Source organism: Actinopolymorpha cephalotaxi (assembly GCF_013408535.1).
Taxonomy (GTDB): domain Bacteria; phylum Actinomycetota; class Actinomycetes; order Propionibacteriales; family Actinopolymorphaceae; genus Actinopolymorpha; species Actinopolymorpha cephalotaxi.
Genome location: NZ_JACBZA010000001.1, coordinates 4585166 through 4602985, shown reverse-complemented (window position 1 = coordinate 4602985; position 17820 = coordinate 4585166). Strand labels below are relative to the sequence as shown.

At 67.5% G+C, this 17820-nt stretch carries 24 protein-coding genes; 11 read left to right on the top strand and 13 right to left on the bottom strand.

The window, feature by feature from the left end; all coding sequences use genetic code 11:
• Nucleotides 1-80: 80 nt before the first annotated feature.
• The 3 genes from FHR37_RS20345 to FHR37_RS20335 form a co-directional block, all read right to left on the bottom strand.
• Complete coding sequence (locus tag FHR37_RS20345) at nucleotides 81-350, bottom strand: ECF-type sigma factor (RefSeq protein ID WP_092888540.1); 270 nt, start codon at nucleotides 348-350, stop codon at nucleotides 81-83.
• 5 nt (nucleotides 351-355) lie between these two features.
• A complete protein-coding gene (locus tag FHR37_RS20340) occupies nucleotides 356-496 on the bottom strand; it encodes a hypothetical protein (RefSeq protein WP_202818350.1) in 141 nt (46 codons plus the stop codon).
• A 227-nt stretch (nucleotides 497-723) separates the two neighbouring features.
• Complete coding sequence (locus FHR37_RS20335) at nucleotides 724-1896, bottom strand: S41 family peptidase (RefSeq protein ID WP_092888488.1); 1173 nt, start codon at nucleotides 1894-1896, stop codon at nucleotides 724-726.
• Nucleotides 1897-1946: 50 nt separating this feature from the next.
• Here FHR37_RS20335 and FHR37_RS20330 point away from each other — a divergent pair, with 50 nt between their 5' ends.
• From FHR37_RS20330 to FHR37_RS20315, 4 genes are all read left to right on the top strand, one after another.
• Nucleotides 1947-2213, top strand: a complete 267-nt coding sequence (locus FHR37_RS20330; protein WP_139239167.1) for a hypothetical protein — start codon at nucleotides 1947-1949, stop codon at nucleotides 2211-2213.
• Between the two features lie 19 nt (nucleotides 2214-2232).
• Nucleotides 2233-2601: a hypothetical protein gene (locus FHR37_RS20325; RefSeq protein ID WP_092888492.1), complete on the top strand. Its 369-nt coding sequence runs from the start codon at nucleotides 2233-2235 to the stop codon at nucleotides 2599-2601.
• A gap of 903 nt (nucleotides 2602-3504) precedes the next feature.
• Nucleotides 3505-3801 (top strand): hypothetical protein, encoded by a 297-nt coding sequence (locus FHR37_RS20320; protein ID WP_092888495.1) that lies wholly within the window; start codon nucleotides 3505-3507, stop codon nucleotides 3799-3801.
• Nucleotides 3802-4097: 296 nt separating this feature from the next.
• Complete coding sequence (locus tag FHR37_RS20315; protein ID WP_092888498.1) at nucleotides 4098-4775, top strand: hypothetical protein; 678 nt, start codon at nucleotides 4098-4100, stop codon at nucleotides 4773-4775.
• A 57-nt stretch (nucleotides 4776-4832) separates the two neighbouring features.
• Here the strand turns inward: FHR37_RS20315 and FHR37_RS33495 are convergent, their stop codons facing one another.
• Together FHR37_RS33495 and FHR37_RS20305 are read right to left on the bottom strand one after the other, a co-directional pair.
• Nucleotides 4833-4904: a CPCC family cysteine-rich protein gene (locus FHR37_RS33495; protein WP_378079818.1), complete on the bottom strand. Its 72-nt coding sequence runs from the start codon at nucleotides 4902-4904 to the stop codon at nucleotides 4833-4835.
• 110 nt (nucleotides 4905-5014) lie between these two features.
• Nucleotides 5015-5347, bottom strand: a complete 333-nt coding sequence (locus FHR37_RS20305; protein WP_139239169.1) for a hypothetical protein — start codon at nucleotides 5345-5347, stop codon at nucleotides 5015-5017.
• An 81-nt stretch (nucleotides 5348-5428) separates the two neighbouring features.
• On the opposite strand from FHR37_RS20305, the gene FHR37_RS20300 reads away from it, so the two are divergent.
• On the top strand, nucleotides 5429-5710 hold the full coding sequence (locus tag FHR37_RS20300; protein WP_092888504.1) for a hypothetical protein: 282 nt from the start codon (nucleotides 5429-5431) through the stop codon (nucleotides 5708-5710).
• A 49-nt stretch (nucleotides 5711-5759) separates the two neighbouring features.
• Here the strand turns inward: FHR37_RS20300 and FHR37_RS20295 are convergent, their stop codons facing one another.
• Nucleotides 5760-6305, bottom strand: a complete 546-nt coding sequence (locus FHR37_RS20295; RefSeq protein ID WP_202884546.1) for a leucine-rich repeat domain-containing protein — start codon at nucleotides 6303-6305, stop codon at nucleotides 5760-5762.
• Between the two features lie 149 nt (nucleotides 6306-6454).
• Between FHR37_RS20295 and FHR37_RS20290 the strand changes: the two genes are divergently transcribed.
• Nucleotides 6455-7300: a hypothetical protein gene (locus FHR37_RS20290; protein WP_139239066.1), complete on the top strand. Its 846-nt coding sequence runs from the start codon at nucleotides 6455-6457 to the stop codon at nucleotides 7298-7300.
• An 11-nt stretch (nucleotides 7301-7311) separates the two neighbouring features.
• Here FHR37_RS20290 and FHR37_RS20285 read toward each other — a convergent pair whose 3' ends face one another.
• The 3 genes from FHR37_RS20285 to FHR37_RS20275 form a co-directional block, all read right to left on the bottom strand.
• Complete coding sequence (locus FHR37_RS20285; RefSeq protein ID WP_092885469.1) at nucleotides 7312-8001, bottom strand: hypothetical protein; 690 nt, start codon at nucleotides 7999-8001, stop codon at nucleotides 7312-7314.
• A gap of 72 nt (nucleotides 8002-8073) precedes the next feature.
• The gene (locus FHR37_RS20280; RefSeq protein ID WP_139239065.1) at nucleotides 8074-8955 is read right to left on the bottom strand and encodes a DMT family transporter; all 882 of its coding nucleotides are present in this window, start codon (nucleotides 8953-8955) and stop codon (nucleotides 8074-8076) included.
• 69 nt (nucleotides 8956-9024) lie between these two features.
• A complete protein-coding gene (locus FHR37_RS20275) occupies nucleotides 9025-9573 on the bottom strand; it encodes an LOG family protein (RefSeq protein ID WP_092885465.1) in 549 nt (182 codons plus the stop codon).
• Between the two features lie 63 nt (nucleotides 9574-9636).
• On the opposite strand from FHR37_RS20275, the gene FHR37_RS20270 reads away from it, so the two are divergent.
• Entirely contained in the window at nucleotides 9637-10167 is a 531-nt protein-coding gene (locus FHR37_RS20270; RefSeq protein ID WP_175542635.1) for a GNAT family N-acetyltransferase, read from the top strand.
• Between the two features lie 18 nt (nucleotides 10168-10185).
• Here the strand turns inward: FHR37_RS20270 and FHR37_RS20265 are convergent, their stop codons facing one another.
• A complete protein-coding gene (locus tag FHR37_RS20265; protein WP_092885461.1) occupies nucleotides 10186-11682 on the bottom strand; it encodes an MFS transporter in 1497 nt (498 codons plus the stop codon).
• Nucleotides 11683-11784: 102 nt separating this feature from the next.
• On the opposite strand from FHR37_RS20265, the gene FHR37_RS20260 reads away from it, so the two are divergent.
• From FHR37_RS20260 to FHR37_RS20245, 4 genes are all read left to right on the top strand, one after another.
• Nucleotides 11785-12660 carry a helix-turn-helix transcriptional regulator gene (locus FHR37_RS20260; RefSeq protein WP_092885521.1) on the top strand — a complete coding sequence of 292 codons (876 nt, stop codon included), beginning with the start codon at nucleotides 11785-11787 and terminating at the stop codon, nucleotides 12658-12660.
• 98 nt (nucleotides 12661-12758) lie between these two features.
• Complete coding sequence (locus tag FHR37_RS20255; protein ID WP_092885459.1) at nucleotides 12759-13565, top strand: class I SAM-dependent methyltransferase; 807 nt, start codon at nucleotides 12759-12761, stop codon at nucleotides 13563-13565.
• A gap of 41 nt (nucleotides 13566-13606) precedes the next feature.
• Nucleotides 13607-13843 (top strand): DUF6290 family protein, encoded by a 237-nt coding sequence (locus FHR37_RS20250; protein WP_139239064.1) that lies wholly within the window; start codon nucleotides 13607-13609, stop codon nucleotides 13841-13843.
• 116 nt (nucleotides 13844-13959) lie between these two features.
• Nucleotides 13960-15813: an HNH endonuclease signature motif containing protein gene (locus tag FHR37_RS20245; RefSeq protein WP_139239063.1), complete on the top strand. Its 1854-nt coding sequence runs from the start codon at nucleotides 13960-13962 to the stop codon at nucleotides 15811-15813.
• 1 nt (nucleotide 15814) lies between these two features.
• On the opposite strand, the gene FHR37_RS20240 is transcribed toward FHR37_RS20245, so the two are convergent.
• The 3 genes from FHR37_RS20240 to FHR37_RS20230 are packed head-to-tail and all read right to left on the bottom strand — an operon-like array spanning nucleotide 15815 to nucleotide 17739.
• Nucleotides 15815-16327, bottom strand: coding sequence for a DinB family protein (locus FHR37_RS20240; RefSeq protein WP_092885455.1), 513 nt, complete (start codon nucleotides 16325-16327; stop codon nucleotides 15815-15817).
• Between the two features lie 10 nt (nucleotides 16328-16337).
• Nucleotides 16338-17324 (bottom strand): homoserine kinase, encoded by a 987-nt coding sequence (locus tag FHR37_RS20235; protein WP_092885453.1) that lies wholly within the window; start codon nucleotides 17322-17324, stop codon nucleotides 16338-16340.
• Nucleotides 17257-17739 carry an MmcQ/YjbR family DNA-binding protein gene (locus tag FHR37_RS20230; protein ID WP_092885451.1) on the bottom strand — a complete coding sequence of 161 codons (483 nt, stop codon included), beginning with the start codon at nucleotides 17737-17739 and terminating at the stop codon, nucleotides 17257-17259. The genes FHR37_RS20235 and FHR37_RS20230 overlap by 68 nt, the downstream gene beginning before the upstream one ends.
• Between the last annotated feature and the right edge of the window lie 81 nt (nucleotides 17740-17820).

The window sequence follows — 17820 nt, the reverse complement described above, 5'->3', positions numbered from 1 at the left end:
ACCGGAACGCTGAGATCGACAGGCGCCGTCACCGACTGGACTCCTCTCGCGGTTGGGTCCCTACCAGTGCCGGCATTGGGCTACGCGACCTTGTTGGCGTACTTCTGGCGAGCGGCTTGGCGGGACACTCCCAGGGCGACAGCGATCTCGTTCCAGGACCGTCCCCGTGCGCGGGCGACCCCGACGGCCTCCCGGACCCGAGCCTCGTCGTCGTGCAGCGTCGAGGATGCGTCGGCGATGGCGCGGAGGTCTTCTGTGTTGTCGACTTCGGCAGTTTCGGGGTCGAGTTCGTCGGTGACCCTCTCGTATCGACGTGCTGCCTCGTCAACATCCTTGTCTGTATGGCGCATGGTCATCACCTGAGTAGTCGATGAAATTTGGGCCGCAGCGGCATGGCGTGGATGACGACTGGGTCATCGCCTTCCATGTCAAGCACGCCAATCTCGAGCATCGTGCCGTCTCCTGCCGGCCCGATGTTCATCGTCAGGTCGTCCATGATGACCCGTCGAATCGTGTGGCGGAGGGCGTGCCGGACATCTATCTCGCTAGCGCCGTGCTTCTGAGCGACTTACCGATCCGCAACGTAGACAACCTACCTTGTCTGAGAGGTGAGCGCCATCGAACCGAGACGGAGCGTAGCAGCCTATTTACTCATTCGTCGCAATTCGGGCGTGCGCGTGCGCCCTGTGGCGCCAGACATGACGCTGGTGTTGGTTATCGCGCCTACCAGGTGGAGGTCGGGGACGCGGCCGTGTGCAGGTCGTCGAAGTTGGTGATGATGTCGGCCAGCGGAGTACGCGGGTCGATGGTGAGGTCGACGGGCAGACCGACCATCTCCACGCCACGCCAGTCGAACCAATGGGTTGCCAGCCAGAGGACCAGTCGGCTTCGCGGCAGGAGGTACGGCGTGATGTCGCCGTACGTGAGTAGGCCTCCACTCGGCCCGCCCACGATCTTCGCGTCGAACGCCTCACGCAGCATCCAGGCGATGCTCTCTCCGGCAGACGCGGTGAGGCGGTCGGTGAGGACGAGCATCTGCCCGTGCCATGGCGATGCACCGACGCCGAGCACCTCGTCGTCGGCCTCGAGGGTCAGCGTGCCGTTCGGACGGAGAGCGGGCGTGTTGTCCCGGCGCAGTTCGGAGATCGAGTCCTCGCCGGCGATCGCGATCTGCTCGACCATCAGGTTCCACGCGGCAAGCCGTCGCCCGCCGTAACGCCACGCCTTGTCGGGCACGTAGCGCACCTCGTGCGGCACGTGGTCGGCGATCCACTTCCAGACGAACTCGTCGCTGCCGCCCGGGTTGCTCCGGACGTCGACGATGATCTTGTCGTGAGCGAAGTGGCGGGCATGGTCATCCTGGAAGTGGAGCATGGCCTGTTCGACCTCGGGGCTCCGGCCGCCACATTGTCGTAGTCGCAGGCACAGCACGCCATCGACCACCCGCTCCTCCAGCCATGGTCCTTCTTCTCGCCCGTGAACGGGTTCGCCACCACGGCGATCGGACGCACGCAGCAGGTCGGTGTCCTCTCCGGGAACCCTGAGGTGGTTATCGCCCACGAGCCAGCGAAGGTCGTGAAAGGCGGTGCCCAGGGCCGCACCCCAGGTGTCTGGACGTTCGTTCTCAAGACGTGCCACCCACGTCGCTGCCCAGTCGTCGAGGCCACGCGGGTTGGCTGCCCCGGTCACCAGACCGATGTGGCGCTCCCTCAAGAGGACAAGGGTGTCTGGCACATCGACGATGAGCGCGTCCACGTCGCACCGGCTGTCGGCCGATAGCCGGTCGGAGGCTGTGACACCGTCCAGCACCCGCGACGAGTCGGGATCGAGCAGCCACGAGATCCCGGCAGTTGAAGGGTCCAGATACAGCGCCCGAAGGTCTGCGGTTCCCAGCATGCTCCGAATGGTGGCATGGTCATCGCTTGAGTGTAGGAAGGGAGCGGTTGGTGAAACTGCCTTCGCGGGATGAGGTACGCCAGGCGCTGGAAGACCTAGTGGCGGGCCGGCGAAGCAGGGATGAGGTCGAAGACTGGGCGATGCCCTGGGTCGTGGGGGAGGCCGACGTCACTGACATGGCCGTGTGGCGCACGCTGAACAAGCTGTGCCAGGCCGACGCACGGGACACGCCAGGCGTCTACCTCTACCACGCGGTCGACTTCCAGTTCTGGCTCGAGGAATACGAGCGAGACGTCACCCGGTGGGCCGAGGAGTAGTGGCAGGAGCGTGGGTGGTGTGGCGGAGGAGTGGGGTACGAAGGTCTGGCTGAGCGATGCGCGGGAGTGGGTGGCCGGCGTACTGATCGAGGCCGGCGTCACCGTGGTCGGCGAATTGGAGCCGCACTCGGTGCAGCCGTGGTCGGCGGTGTGGAGAGTTGTGATCCGACAGCTGATCTGCGACACATCTCCGCCACCTGATGTGCGACACCTAGAACGCGCGGTCAGCGGCAGAATCGGGCAGTTCGATTCGCGCGGTGCCGTCGGGCCTGATGCAAGACTGGAACGCATGGCGCTGACTCCACGCGAAACGACGTTCGTGGTGCCGTTCTACCTGAATCTGATGAGGTTGAACGCCACCTCGGTCCGGCAGGAGGTGTGGGACTGATCTGGTCCAGGCTGGCCGCACCGCCGAGCTTGAGGACGTCGTTTGGCTGCTGAGGGTCGGCGCGTGGCGACCGGTCGTGATGGGCGCGTGGGTCAGTCTTCGCTTCGACCCCGGACAGGTTGGAACCGACGTCCTCGCCGCCCTGAGCGCTTCAGCGGGCTCACTTACAGCGCCGCCGCTCGCCGCGTCAGCAGTCACGCTCACCGAGCTATCGGCAGCTCCAGCACTTCGAGACTCCCGAGCGCGGGCGGACGGGGCCTCTTGCGTCGTCCTGGATGCAGCCCTTGAGAGCCTGGGCGAAGAACCGAGACGCGAAGTCACGCCCGAGGACCTCGAGGCATTCGCCCAGTTGCTTGCGTTCGCGAGCCGACTCCGAGATGCATTGGTCGCGACCTGAGCCGTGGCGAAACGTCAGCGAGTACTGGCACAGCTCCGTCAAGCATCTACTGCGTCAAAGACAGGGGCCGACTCGTCTGGGTGGCCGACACCCGACGGTCGTACGCCGGGTGATGTGCGACAGAGTGAGAGCGCGGATAGCGGCATGAGCGGACGCTTCCGTGCGAGAATCTCCAGCCATGTTCGAGTGCCCGGTGTGTGGCTCAGAGGAGTTGACGGCCAAGCCGTACGAGACCTGGCCACCACCTGACGGGGCGACCCTCACCCCTCCGTACGAGGACTACTTGGGCAGACCGTCCTACGAGGTATGCCCGAACTGCGGCTTCGAGTTCGGGAACGACGACAACCCCGGCGGCAATGCGTCCCCGGCGTCCTTTGCGGAGTACCGAGCCGAATGGAGCGCGGAAGGGTCCCCGCGCTGCTGGAATCGCTGATGCCTGGCATCGGCAGGTTCGCGCTTTCACTACCGGCGGCATGTGCGTGCGTACGACATGCCATCCTCATGTCGTGGATGAGGCCGTTGAGAACGCGGCCCGTGCTGCCCTGCTCGGATTGTGGCGCGACGGCTCTCCGGTAGTCAGACCGAAGGCAATAGAGAAGACGATCGCACTGGGTTGGCGGCGGTGGCGCACGTTCGGACGACGCCATGCCAAGCGTTCTGGAGACTTTGAGGCCCAAGTCGAGGATCTGGCCAAGGGTCTCCGCGACGCGTTCGAGGCGGATCGCCAGCTCGTCGGCCCCCTCATGGAGCACTACCGCTTCCTGGCCCGCACGCTCGGCGCGGAGTTCGCCCAGGCTCACTGAACCTGTGACGTCGCTGCCCTGCCCACCGCGCGCCTCGCTCATCAGCATGGTCGCGCGCTTCACTCTCGGCGGCATGAGCGGACGCGCGTCGCTTGATGGTTCGGACTCATAAGCGAGGTCACTTCTGCAGTCCGTCGCGTCGAGCCGACTCGCGTCAGCCCTCCCCCTCGCTGGCTCGCCAAGCGATCCGCGAGACCGGCACCCAGTCCTACCGCCTGCCGTCCAGCAAGACGACCGGCCCCGCTCGGACGCGAAAACGGCCTGACCGCGCCGCCAAGCCCGGCAGAATGACGCTCATGCCCGACCCGACCTGGCAAGCCAGCCTCGACTTCCTGCGCGACCTGCACGGCATCTCAGCCGCGCAGGTCAACGCGATCACCCTCGCTCAAGCACGAGACCGCTGGCAGCACGCCGTGATCGCACGAACCTCGATGCACGACCTGCTGTTCACCTTGCCAGGCGACGGCTACCCATTCACTTCGTCGGTCCGAGTCCAATCAGCGAACGGTCGTTACGTCCTACTGCGCTGGGAGAACGACCGCCTCGTCGAGGAGAAAACCGCCGAGGTCGAGACCATCGACGCGTTGCTCGACACCTTCCTTGAGCGCCTCACCAGTCCCACCTTGACCTGTCGACACTGCGGGCGGCCAGTCGTGGTCTCAGCCGAGCAGTTCGAAGTGTTCGAGCGCATGCACTACAACTGCTTCCACCACCTCTTCGAGCACGACCCTTTCGATCCCGACGAGGAGTGCATCGCCGGAGGGTGCCCCTCGGCCAGTATCGGGCCCGCCATACGCCGCGAGGAACCCCGCGACTCCATCGTCGAGGAACTCATCGACGACCTCGCCGTCAGCAAGCTCGGCGCACAGTCAGCCGCCGTCCGAATTGAACGCCGCGGTCCTGGCATGCTCGCCGTCACCTTCGGTGCCAGTACCTACCTGATCAGCGTCCGGGCCGAGCCTCGCCAACGCTGACTGGAGCCAAGATTCGCGACGACAGCCGGGGCCGAACATCTTGACGAAACCCAGTCGTCAGTAGCAGACGGAGCAAGGGTCGTACGATCCTCGGGCTTCGCGGAGCGTGCGGTACCCGCAACAGGGCATGTGTAGCGCGCTGCCATGAGGAAGTATCGACCATGCGCGCTGCTGGCCGGACATCCTCAATTCGGCACGTCCGGGCTTCACTATCGGCGGCAGATCCGCGCGTCCTCGCGCTAGGTCCCGCGGCTCCGCTTGAAGTCATTTCGCGCTGCGTCGCGTCGACGCTGGTCCTCGGCGCGACGTTCGGCGCGATCAGGCATCGTGACGTGATCTATGTCGGCATCGAGGTCGAAATAGGGATAGGCGGAGTGGAACGCGAAACGGATCTGTCCGACCTGGGCGCCGCGCGAGAGGAGCCACCAGAGGACTTCCTCGGGATCGACATAGCCGTCCTCGTCGGCGATGTAGGTGTGAGTTGACCAAACCTCGTCTTCGCGCCAGGAGATCAGCACCCGGGCTTCGGTCTCGGGTGCAATGGCTAGCTCGTCGACAGCCGACAGGTCCATGGCGCGCACGCTACTGCTCGAATCACCGCCCGCGCAGCAGCATGAGCGGACATCGAATCATGGGTAGCGGATACTTCGACCATGCCGTTCTACCGTCGCCGATGGGACGAGCGCCGTGGAGATCATTACGACGACTGGGGTGCTGCCGTCTACTACTTCTGGGTGCGCGGGGAAGTCGTCGAACAGCAAGTCGAGATCTACGACGCCGGCGTGATGCTCGCCTATGACCGCTGTCATCTAGAGGACGACTTCGGCATGTTGAGTCAAGGGGGCCTCGACCCTGACGAGTGGGCGTCGTACGAGATCGACATTGACACATATCAGCGCGAGGTTGACGGACAGCCGTACAACCGGCGGCCGTAAAGCACGCTCATCGGCACGATCGGGCGCGGATCGCGGCACAGAGTGGGTATCAGCTCCAGTCAGCAACGCCAGGGGACGGGGCAAAGGCATCGGTCACGCCGGTTGCCATGTAGAAGCGCCGGGGCTCCTCTGCGGGGTACTTCGAGGCCCGCAGGCTGACCAGCTCGGGTGCGCTCTCCAGTTCCTGCAAGGACCTGCTCGCAGGTTGGACCCCAAACAGTTCCAGGTGCTTCAACCCGGGCAGGTTCGCCAGTGGTTGCAGGGAATCGACGACGGTCACCTTCCCCGATGAGTCCCAGCCGGGTGACGTAGCCAGCCGGACGGTGCGCAGATGCCTCAGCCCCTCCAGCGGCGCCAGGTCCCGCACGTGTGGCATATGCAGGAGCGAGAGGTACTCCAACCCTGCGAGCGCCGCTAGGGCTTGGACGTCTGAGTCCGGGTAGCTGGCGACCACGAGGGTGCGCAGGTTGGGGTACTGCTCCAGGGGAGCGAGTGACCAGTAGTTGCAGTGCCACACTCGCAGGGCGGTCACGTGGGCTGCATTTGCATCGGTGGGCAAGGCCTTGGCCTTGTCGCGCACCAGATCCCGGATCACGCGGCGAGCGTAGTGCCGATTACCGCTCATCGGCAGATCCGTGCATGCCAGGTGTCGCACATCAGCTGGCGGATATGTGTCGCACATCAGCCGACGGAGCACAGGCGGTGTGGAGAGTGGACTGTCGCGAGTCGCGGTACTGGTTCAAGGTGAACGGCCGCGCACGCTGGGAGGGTGCGGTCCAGACCGTGGTGGCCGCCCTGGCGCCCGAGTACGTCCATGGCCCCGTGGCCGAGGAACGCTCGCGCGGCTGGACCCTGACCCGTGATAGCGGCCCACTTCTGCGGACAGCGCTGGAGAGCTCGGCGAGGGTGGAGGTCGAAGCGCTTGCGCCCATGCTTGCCGACTACGCGCGCCTGCAGCGCCGCACTCTCGGGTATCGCGACCTGTTCGCGTCGGCGGGGATTCCGAAGGCCCTCGCCGCAGTGCCGGACGCGGCGGCCGAGGCGCAGGCGTTCCACCTGGCCGGGCTTTCGGCAAACGATCCCAGGCGGATCACGGAGGCTCAGTACGACCACGTGCTGTCCGCGCTGCCGGCGCTACGAGAGGCCGCGAAGGTCCTGGTGGAAGGCCCGGTCCCGATGGCGCTGGACCAGGGTGACCTGTGGCCGGGGAACATCGGCTGCCCCGTCGACGGTGGCAGCTTCCGGTTCTTCGACTTCGCCGACGCGAGTTGGAGCCACCCGTTCGGATCCCTGGCGATGATGGTTGTCGAATGCGTGTACCGATGGGAGGTTCCGCAACCCGCCGATGCCGTGAACCTACGGGAGGAGCGTACGCGCGAGGTGATCGACACCTACCTTCGCGAGTGGACGGACTTCGCCCCGATCGAGGACCTGCGTGAGCTGGCCGGCTACGCGCTGCGGGTCGCGCCGCTCAACCGCGCGGCCGCGTGGATCCGCAACCTCGAGGACGCCGGGCCTGATGACCTCGACCGATACGGACGCATGCCGTGGGCGTGGCTCGAGGACGTCACCAAGCCCGTCTTCATCTGACCCCGGCGTGATCAGCCGGCCGAGGCCAGGATGTCGATCCGTACGGCGTATCCGAGGGAAAGGTCCTTGGCGAGGTGCAGGCCGAGGTCGGTGATCCTGCCGTCGCGAGGGTGCCAGTTCCTGCCCGGGGTGGTCCGGCCGAGCAGGGGTTCCAGGGCGTCGATCGTCGGCTTCCACAGGTTGAGCCAGTTCCGCCGGCCGACCGTGAACGCCAACTCCAGCGCCACCGGTCCGTCCGGCAGGGCGACGGCGTGGCGGGCGACCTGCTCATGGATCTGCTGCTTGTACGCACTACTGCTCGCCGAGGCGGTGGTGTGGACGCTGATCGTCGAGGCGCCGTCGAGGTCTGGCCGGGCGACGGCCGGCCCCACGCGGATGAACGAGGAGGCGCGGTGGCTCTTCGTGCACCAGACCGAGACGAGGCCCGACGTCGTCTCCCGGCTGAGGTGCTGGGCCAGTGGGTACGCGAAGTTGTCGAGGTCGTGCTGGTCGAGGACGGGGACGGTCTCGGGGAGGCCCACGTCCAGCCACAGACTCCACGACCCGGTCATCGCACCCAGGGTCGGCGCCACCAGGCCCGCAGCGTGCTGGAGATAGTGCCGGAGTCTCAACTGGCTCGGATGGCTCGCGGCGTCCCAGCTCGCGAGCCGCGGCTGCGTCTCGAGTTCGAGCGCGGGTCCCTCCGGCCGGGCGTACCTCATGATCGCATCATGCTGCGCCGAGGCGGCATTTACCAGAGCGGCGGCGCATGCTCGCAGGTTCTTCGAGCAACCTCAGCGAGCGCCATCGGCCGGGTACTCGTGCATCCGGCTCAGCTGTGGGGACCGCGCCAGCGTCAGGGCACCGGCGACGATCGCCGCGCTTGCCGCGACGGCCAGGATGAGGAAGGGGCCGCCCTCGGTCTTCTCATGAAAGACGAGCAGTCCCCACAGGATCGCGACGGCCGGATCCAGCAGGGTGACGGCCGGCTGGGACGCGGCGAGTTGTCCGGCGGCGTAGGCGTTCTGCAGCAGCCAGAACGCCAGCGTCGCGACCGCGATCGACCCGTACAGCTGCCAACTGGTGAGCACTCCGGTCATCCCGGCCACGTCGAACACCTCGGTCATGCTCTTCATGTAGACCGCGGACAGTCCGAACGCGAGTCCACACCCCGCACCGAGGTAGGCGGCCCGCCCGGACGGCTGCGTCGTCCGTCTCCCGAGCACATAGACCACGACGACCAGCCCGACGTTGAGGCCCGAGCCCAGCAGCCAGGTCGAGGTGGGAATGCCGGTGACCTGGCCGCCCTCCGGCACGAGTACGACGAGCAGTCCGATCAGCCCCACGGTCATCATCGAGATGCCGAGCCAGTCTCTCCGGGAGAGGCGCGAGTCGTACAACCACGAGGCGCCGATCAGTGACAGCGGCAGCTCCAGTACCAGAATCGGCTGTACGACAGAAAGCTTGCCGAAGCCCAGTGCCGCCGCGCCCAGGGGAAACGTCGCCAGGCTCAACGCGAGGCCCGCCATCCACGTCGGGCTGCGAACCAGCCGCAGCAGCAGGCTCAGGTGGAACTGCGCGGCGGTGGGCACGACCCGCGCGGCCTTGCGCATCAGGACGTTCGACGCCGCGTTGGTCACCGCCACGAGGAGAGCCAGCACGATACTCAGGGCCACGACGAGCTTGTTCCCGCCCGGCACCCGAAATCAACGGCCGGGCCTGCCCCGCGGCGGATGGTATGCCGGTCAGGCGCCCAGCTTCTGCGAGAGTCCCTTGAGTACGTCGGGCAGGTTGCCGTCGACAACCACGTCCTCCAGGGTCGCCGCGGACAGGAAGCCGGCGGACACGATCCCGTTCAGGGTGTCAAGGAGCGGTTGCCAGAACCCCTCGGCGTTCAGGAATCCCACCGGCTTGCGGTGGAAGCCGAGCTGCCGCCACGTCCACACCTCGAAGATCTCCTCCAACGTGCCGAGGCCCCCGGGCAGGGCGAGGAAAGCGTCCGCGTGTTCGGACATGATCGCCTTGCGCTCGTGCATGGTGGCGCAGACCCGCAGATCGGTGAGGTCCGTTCGGGCCCACTCACGCTCGACCATCGCCTGCGGGATCACCCCGATCACCTCACCGCCGGCGTCCAGCGCGCCCTGGGACAGGGCGCCCATCAGTCCCGAGCGGCCGCCGCCGTAGACCAGGCCGATACCGCGCCGAGCCAGCTCCTCACCGACCGTGTAGGCCAACGTCGCGAAGGTGGGGGAGTTGCCGTTGGTCGAACCGGTGAACACCGCGATCCGTCGCACTGCCGCTTCCTTCCGATCGGCCCTGACTTCACTACGCACGGGTGGCAGCCTAGGGTCTTGGCTGTGAAGCGCGGAGAGGTAGTGCGGGACGCCACCGTGGGCGACGCGGAGGCGTGCGCGGCGATCTACGCGCCGTACGTCGAGAACACGGCGATCACCTTCGAGACCGACCCGCCCACGCCGATCGTGATGGCGGAGCGGATCGAGTCGGCGCTGCGCAGTCATGCCTGGTTCGTCCTCGAGGAGCAAGGCCGGGTTGCGGGCTATGCCTACGGTGGGCCCTTCAAGACCCGTGCCGCCTACCGCTGGTCCTGCGAGGTCAGCGTCTACCTCGAACTCGGCCGCCGCCGCTCCGGCGGTGGACGGGTGTTGTACGAGGCACTGCTCGCCCGGCTGGCCGACCGCGGTTTCCGTACGGTGGCAGCAGGAATGACCTTGCCGAACGACGCGAGCGTCGGCTTCCATCGCGCCATGGGCTTCGAACCCGTCGGGACCTACCGGAGAATCGGCTGGAAGAACGGCGCCTGGCACGACGTGGCGTGGGCCCAGAGGGTCATCGCCGGCGGCGACGACCCTCCTGCAGAACCGCACTGACAACCGGAGCTTGACGGCTCACGCGTGGGCCTGCTTCCTCGTACGGGGAAGAACGAGGGCGAACAGCCCGGCGGCAACGACACAGACGACGGCGTTGACGGTCAGCGCGGTGGCCACACCGTGCTGCACGTGGCCGACCACCCCGGCTCCCGCGGCCGTGGCGATGGCCGACATCACCGGCGTACCCAGGGTGATTCCCACCTGCTGGCTCATGGTGGCTAGCCCGGTGGCAAGTCCCTGCTCGGCATCGGGAAGGCCGGCGGTCGCGGTCACCATGAACCCCACGATCGCCACCAGGTTGGCGACGCCACCGGCGAACGTCGCGACGAGCAGGACGGCCAGCCATCCCGCAAGCTGGCCTAGGAAGACCAGCGGGAGGGTGGCCGCTGCCTGTACGGCGAAGGCGGTGACGATGGCTCGCTTGTCGCCGATCCGGCCGATGACGCGTGGCGCGACCAGCCCACCGACGATCGTCCCGACGCCCAGGACGGCGAACGCGAGCCCGGCCCGCAGGGGGGTGTAGCCACGTACCTTCTGCAGGTACAACGTCAGCAGGAACACCACCGAGGTCTCGGTCGCGAACGCGAGGACGCCGGCCAGATTGCCCCAGCCGATCGTGCGCCGGGCGAGAATCCGCAGGGGCACCAGCGGCTGGGCGACGACCCGCTCGATGATCACGAACGCGACGAGGAGCAACGCGGCCACCGCCAGCGACGCCCAGCACCGCGGATCCGCCCAGGAACGCTCGCCGGCCTGGGTCAGTCCGTACACCCCGGCGACCAGCGCGAGCGTCACCGTCACCGCTCCCGGGGCGTCGAGGCGGGGACGGTCGTCCGCACGGCTCTCCCGCAGCACGGCCGGTCCGGTGGCGAGCACCAGGACGGCGACGATCACGTTGATGAAGAACGCCCAACGCCAGTTGATCAGGTCGGTCAGCAGGCCGCCGAGGATCGCGCCGGTGGTGAAGCCGGCCGCCATCAGGGCGCCGTTGAGGCCCAGCGCCCGTTCGCGCAACGGCCCCTCCGGAAACGAGGTGGTCAGCAACGACAACGCGGCCGGGATCACCGCCGCCGTGGCCAGCCCCTGGGCGACCCGGGCGAGCAGGAGCAGCCACGGCGCGTCGGCCAGGCCACCCACCAGTGAGGCCACACCCAGCAGGGCGATGCCGGCCAGGAACTGCCGTCGGCGGCCGAACAGGTCGGCGCATCGCCCGAAGAACAACGTGAACCCGGCGGCGCACACGGCGAAGGCGGTCGAGATCCACTGCAGGTCGGACAGGTCGAAACCCACGTCGGTGCCGATGCGGGGGAGGGCGACGTTCAGGATCGAGAAGTCCACGGCGAGCGTGAAACTCGCGGTGAGCAGGACGAACAACGTGATCCGGTCCCGTGGGCGGGCGGCCGGGCGATCGCCGGGGCTGCCGGGGCTGCCGGGGTCGCGCTGCCCGGCGTGTCCGGGGTGGCCGGGGTGTCCGGGGTGGCCGGGGACCGTGGTGGTCGATGAGTCGAAGGTCATGGTGCGACCTTCGGGGCGGCGGCGCGTCCCAGCCAGCCCCCGCCGCTTGGTACCACTGACAGGGGCACCCACGGCGTGCGGAGCCGGGGCACAATGGAGCCCATGCCAGCCGACCTGCAGCGCGTACGGAAGCCCAACGAGCTCGGCGACTTCCTGCGCACCCGACGGGCCTCGCTGACCCCTGAGGACGCCGGGATCACCACGTGGGGCCCGCGCCGCGTCCCCGGGCTGCGCCGGGAGGAGCTGGCCCAGCTCGCCGGCATCTCCGTCAACTACTACACCCGGCTCGAGCAGGGACAGTCCACCAACGCCAGCGACGCGATCATCGAGGCCCTCGCCCGGGCTCTGAATCTCGACGATGCGGAACGTGCTCACCTGCTCACGTTGGCCCATCCGGTCGCCACGAAGCGGCGCAGGGGAGCTCGTACGGAAATGCCGACGGCGGGAGCCACCGCGCTGGTCGCGTCCATGTCGAGCGTGCCCGTACTCCTGCTCGGCCGGCGCAACGACGTCCTGGCCTGGAATCCTCTCGGCCACGCACTGCTCGCGGGTCATCTCGACCTGTCTGCACCCGAGCGGCCCGAGACGCGCCCGAACCAGATGCGCCTGCTGTTTCTGGATCCGCACATCCGCGAGCTGTATCGCAACTGGGACGAGGAGGCGGCCCTGGCCGTGGCGTCCCTGCGATACACCGCCGCCCAGTATCCCGACGACCGGCTCCTCGCCGAGCTCATCGGCGACCTGTCCATCAACAGCCCGGAGTTCGCGCGGCTGTGGGCCAAGCACGACGTACGCCTGTGCTCCAGCGGCACGAAGCGTCTCCACCATCCGGAGGTCGGCGATCTGGACCTCCACTACGAGGTCCTGCACCTCCCGGACAGCCACGGCCAACGGTTGCTCACCCACACTCCGGCTGTGGGGACGGGGTCGGGGGACGCGCTCAGCCTGCTGCACCGAAGGCTTCCGTCTTCGACCTGAGGGACGGGCAACCTGTCGACCTGTCAACCTGATCCTGACAGCCTGGTCGCGCATCGCGTTTCGCGGATTCGCCAACTACTGAAGGGGTTGTTGAGGTGATGGGTGACGACGCCTGGGCCGGTCTCGCCGACCTGTTCGCCGACGAGGCCTATGCCTCGGTGAAGGGGTACGTCCGCACCTACGTGATGCACCAGCAGTTGCTGGAGCATCTGCCGGCTCCTCCGGCGACAGTGCTCGACGTGGGCGGCGGTGCGGGCCATCAGTCGTTCCCGCTCGCCCAGGCCGGCTACGACGTGACGCTGCTCGACCCGTCACCGGCCATGCTGGACAAGGCCCGGCAGCGACTCCGACGGCTGCCCGAGGAGGCCCGGCAGCGGGTGACGTTGGTGGAGGCGTCCGGTGAAGACGCCGAAGCTGCGGTGGCCGGCCGCCGTTTTGGGGCGGTGTTGTGCCACGGCGTACTGGGATATCTCGACCAGCCGGAGCCGATGGTCGACCAGTTGTGCCGATGCGCCGTGGACGACGGAGTCGTGTCGATCATGACCTCCAATGCCCACGCGATGGCGGTACGCCCTGCCCTGGAACGCCGATGGGACGACGCGCTGGCGGCGTTCGACTCCCGGCGTGAGATCGGGGTGCTCGGAGTGCCGGGACGCGCCGACACGGTGGAGGAGCTGAGCGAGCTCATCCGGCGACGTGGGGTGGAACCGGTGCGGTGGTACGGCGTGTGGCTGTTCGTCGACTGGCTCGAGTTCGGTGGAACGGAGCTGGACGCGAGTGACTCGAAGGAGGTGGCGGCGACGGCCGCGGTCGAACTCGAGGCCGGCCGCCGTGACCCGTACCGCCGCCTCAGCCGCGTCTTCCATCTCGTGGGCCGCAAGGTCGGAGCCGAAACCACAGACTGACCGGTGTGCATTCGGCGATTCGTGGGAAAGCTCTCATCGCCATGAGTGAACTCGATGATGTGCTTCGTTGCGAAGCCGAGCATGCGGAGCAGAACAAGGACGCGCCGTCCGTGCCGGGGACCAAGGTCACCAGGGGCCATGACCGCGTGCGTGTGCTGCAGGTGAGGCTCAACGAAGACGAGTTGGCCGCGGTCGCTGGGCTCGCGGAGGCGGCCAAACTTCCGGTGTCCACGTTGGTGCGCTCGTGGATCCTGGAGCGGATTCAGGAGCCGGAGTAGTGCCTTCCGATGCCCTGTCGATGTCGGCAGGCAAGGTGCGGTTGACTTCAGTTTTTGCTTATAGGTAAGGGGTTTCCCGCGAGCGGAAGCCGATCTTGTCCGGTAGACTCGAACACATGAGCGACGACGGCAAGTGCTTCGGCGAGGGCCTGGGCGGCGAGCCCGGTCCTCGCGGGGTGCTGCCTGCGGGGTTTGAGGATCTGCCGGGTGGGCCGGAGTTGGCGGCGGCGATCGCCTCGGTCGACCTGGCCGCGTGTGACGGGTGGGAGTTGGAGGAGTACGTCAAGGGGGCACGGCGGCTGAGCTGCTGGGTGGAGTCCCGCTGTTTGACGGGGGTGAGCGAGCTTGCCCACGCTGATCCGGGTATGCGTACCGGTCCGGGCGGGCGCAGGTTCACCGCGGACTCGATGACTCCTGTGCTCCTGGAGCCGTTGCTGGGGTGGACCGCCTACCGCGCGTCCCAGTACGTGTCGATAGCGACCACGCTGCCCAGGCTGCCGCGGGTGGATGAGGCTCTGGCAGGCGGACTTCTGGAGTTCGATGAGGTCCGCGTCATCGTCGACCGGATCACCGACGCCAAACCTGACCTGTGGGATGCGATCGAGGCCGCCCTGTTTCCGAAGGTGCTCCAACTGCGGGGTGGGTTGTTGCGGGCGAAGGTGGAGGCGGAGGTCCTCAGGGCAGACCCCGACGCAGCCGCGAAACGGCACAAGGCCAAGCGTTCGGACCGTGACGTCGCGATCTGGCCCTCGGTCGACGGTGTCGCCGACCTCGGCATCCGAGGACTGTCCGCGGATCAGGCCGCAGAGGCATACGGCAACATCGACGCGATCGCCCGTGCGGTGAAGTCCGGCGGCGATCCCCGCAAACTCGGCCAACTCCGGGCCGACGTCGCCGCGAGCCTGCTCACCGGCATGGCTGACATCATCGACTGCTCCGCCCCTACGCAAGCCGATCAGACGCACGGCGAGACCGAGCAGGCTCAGAGCATGCAGAACCAAGGAGAGCAAGACCAGTCTGAGCAGGACGAGGCGTCGCAGGAAGAGTCTCGGCAGGAGCAGAGCGAGCAGGGGCACTGTGCCGTTCACCGGTACCCCGACCACGACCTGCACAACGCCCACTGCGGCTGCGGTGACTGCGCTCCCGCCGGGACCGCGAACGCCACAGCCGACTACACCCCTTGCAACTGCTCGACCGTTCACGACACCGCCGCACATGAAGCCGGAAAGGAAGCAGCCACCGAGGAGACGACCATCCCTGACGGTGCCGCTGCGGCCACCGGTCATCCCGCGGCGGGGCAGATTCCCCAGCAGAACCGCCGACCCGACGAGTCGGCCGATCCGCCCGATCCGCCCGTGGACGATCTGACACCACCACGGCCACCCTGGTCCTCCTCGCAGCCGAGCTGGGGGCCGATAAAAGCGCGCGCCAAGATCCAGCTGAACATCCCGTTGACCACGCTCATGGGACTGTCCACCCGGCCTGGGGAACTCGGCGGGTTCGGACCGGTCATCACCGAGGTCGCCGAACGCATCGTGGCGAACAACCTCACCAATCCCGAAGCCAGGTTCAGTGTCGGGGTCACGCATCCGGTGACCGGGCGGTTACTGCACCTGCATCCGATTCCTGCGAGGTTCTTGCGCGGGCTGCAGGCAGAGCTGGTGCATGCGCGCGACCAGCGGTGCGTGTGGACCACCTGCCGACGTCCTGCGGCGACGTGTCACCTGGACCACAACACCGAGTACGCCGACGGCGGAGAAACCTCCGTGGACAACATCGCCCCGTTGTGCCCGCGCCACCACAAGGCCAAGACCGAACGGGACTGGAAACTGAAGCAGACCGGTCCCGGCGAACACGTCCTCACCGACCCCTTCAGCCGGCAGTACCTCAGCCGAGCGCCCTCACTCACCGACCCGGAACCCGCCACAGCGGGTGCGAGGAAGGCTGAGGACGACCTTCCGCCGTTCTGAGTCAGTCGGGATTGTGCGCTCCCGTACGACCGTCGATGAGTTCCCGGAGGATGTCCAGGTGTCCGGCGTGCCGCGCGGTGTCCTCCAGCACGTGGATGAGCAGCCAGCGCAGCGTCACCAGCTGGCCGGAGCCGAGCCCCTGCGGGGTCGGTCGCACATCCTCGATGTCCATATCCCCGATCACGGCGTCCGCCGCGGCGCGAGCGCGGGCGTAGTAGGCGAGGACGCCGGCAGTCGTTTCGTACGGCTCGATTCGGGCGTCGGCGTCCCAGTCCTCCGGATCCCACGGGATCCACTCCGACGGGCGACCGAAGGTTTCGCAGAACCATCCGAACTCGATCGACGCGAGGTGCTTGACCAGGCCGAGCATGGTGCTTCCGGAGGGAACCATCGGTGTCCGCAGCTGCTCGTCACCGAGTCCGTCCAGCTTCCACAGCACAGCGTCGCGATGCCGGTCCAGGCTTGCGTGCAGGCTCTCCTTCTCGACACCGGTGAACGGCACTTCGCGGCTCATGTCGCAGTCCTCACAGGGAGCCCGCGTAGTACGGATCACGCATCAGCTGCGCCAGCCGTGCGACCGGTCGTCCGTCGTGCGCGATCCAGGCGAGCCGGCCGAACGTCGTGAGCATGGAGCGTTCGGCGTCGCTGAGCGTCCGGACACTCTGGTAGCCGTCGAGCATCGCCGAGCGTTGCGGCTCGCCCGTACGCGTGTAGCAGTAGGCGAGGTCGTATGCCCGCCATCCGTATCCGCACAGGTCGAAGTCGAAGACGGTGATGTCGCCGCCTCTCCCGCCGGCGTCGAAGTGGTAGTTGTGTGGCTGGATGTCGGCGTGGATGATGCCCCAGCCGGTCGGCCCAGGATCGAACGACGCAAGGTTCGCGCGGATCTCGGCAGCGTGGTGGCGGATCGTCTCCTCGTCCTCGGGGCTCGCACCGCGGATCGCCTCGTCCAGTTCGGCGAGCGGTCGGTCGAGCTTGGCGGCCTCGTCGAGGTGGTAGCGAGGATGCCGCGGGGTGTGCAGGTCGGCGGTGACGTGGATGGCCGCGAGCGTTCGCCCGATGACGTACGCCTGGTCGACGGTCGGCTTCCCGGGTGGGGCGCCGGGCGCCCAGGAGAACAGCGAGTAGAAGCGCTCGCCCTCAGGAGCTGGGATCGTTCCGAGAAGGTCGCCGTTACGCCGGGGCATCGGGTACGACACCGGAACCCCGTGGCTGTGCAGGTGGGTCAGCAGGTCGAGTTCGAACCTGGCGTCGCCCTCGCCGCGGAGCCACCACTTTCCCCGGGTGTGCAGGCGAAACGCATAACGCCTGTCACCGACGGAAACCTCGTACGTGTCGTTGTGGCCGGCGAACAACAGGCGGCAGTCGTCCGGGACACCGACGTCGTACTCGTCCGCCACAAGTCGTGCCACCCACTTCGGGTCGACCATCGAGTAGAGAACGTCAACGCTGTGGGCGGAGTCCGGCGTCGCGGTGGCGCCGGTCGCCGACGTTCGCTTCTCGATGGCCATGACGGATCTCCCGGGTCGTGGTTGTGGCGTTGGCGTGGTCGAGCTCGGCGAGTAACGACTTCGGCGCCACGATGCGGTAGCTCTCGTCGATCCAGTCGCGCACCAGGTCGAGGTCCGCGCGCAGGAGGGGGACGGTCAGCCAGCCCCAGTGGCCGAGGCCGCTCATCGTCGTCGGGCTCGCTCCACCGACCGTGACCGCCTGGTCGTAGGAGGCCCTGAGCTTCACCGACACCGCCGGCGCCGGCACGTCCGGCCGGCCGAGCCACAAGAACATCGGGCCGTACGCGAGCCCGTTGGCCCTTCGGCGGGGCGGGTGATCGATCTTGATCACCGCTTCTCCCCAGGGAGTGTCCTCGATCGCACGTGGCATGGCGAGCGCGAACGCCCGTACCTCGTCCCATGCCCGAGAGACCATCGGCACACTCTAGGCTCTGGCCGGACCTGGCGGGCGGCACGTCTCGACCCGCGGCGGGCCCGGTCGGTTGCCGGAGCTGGA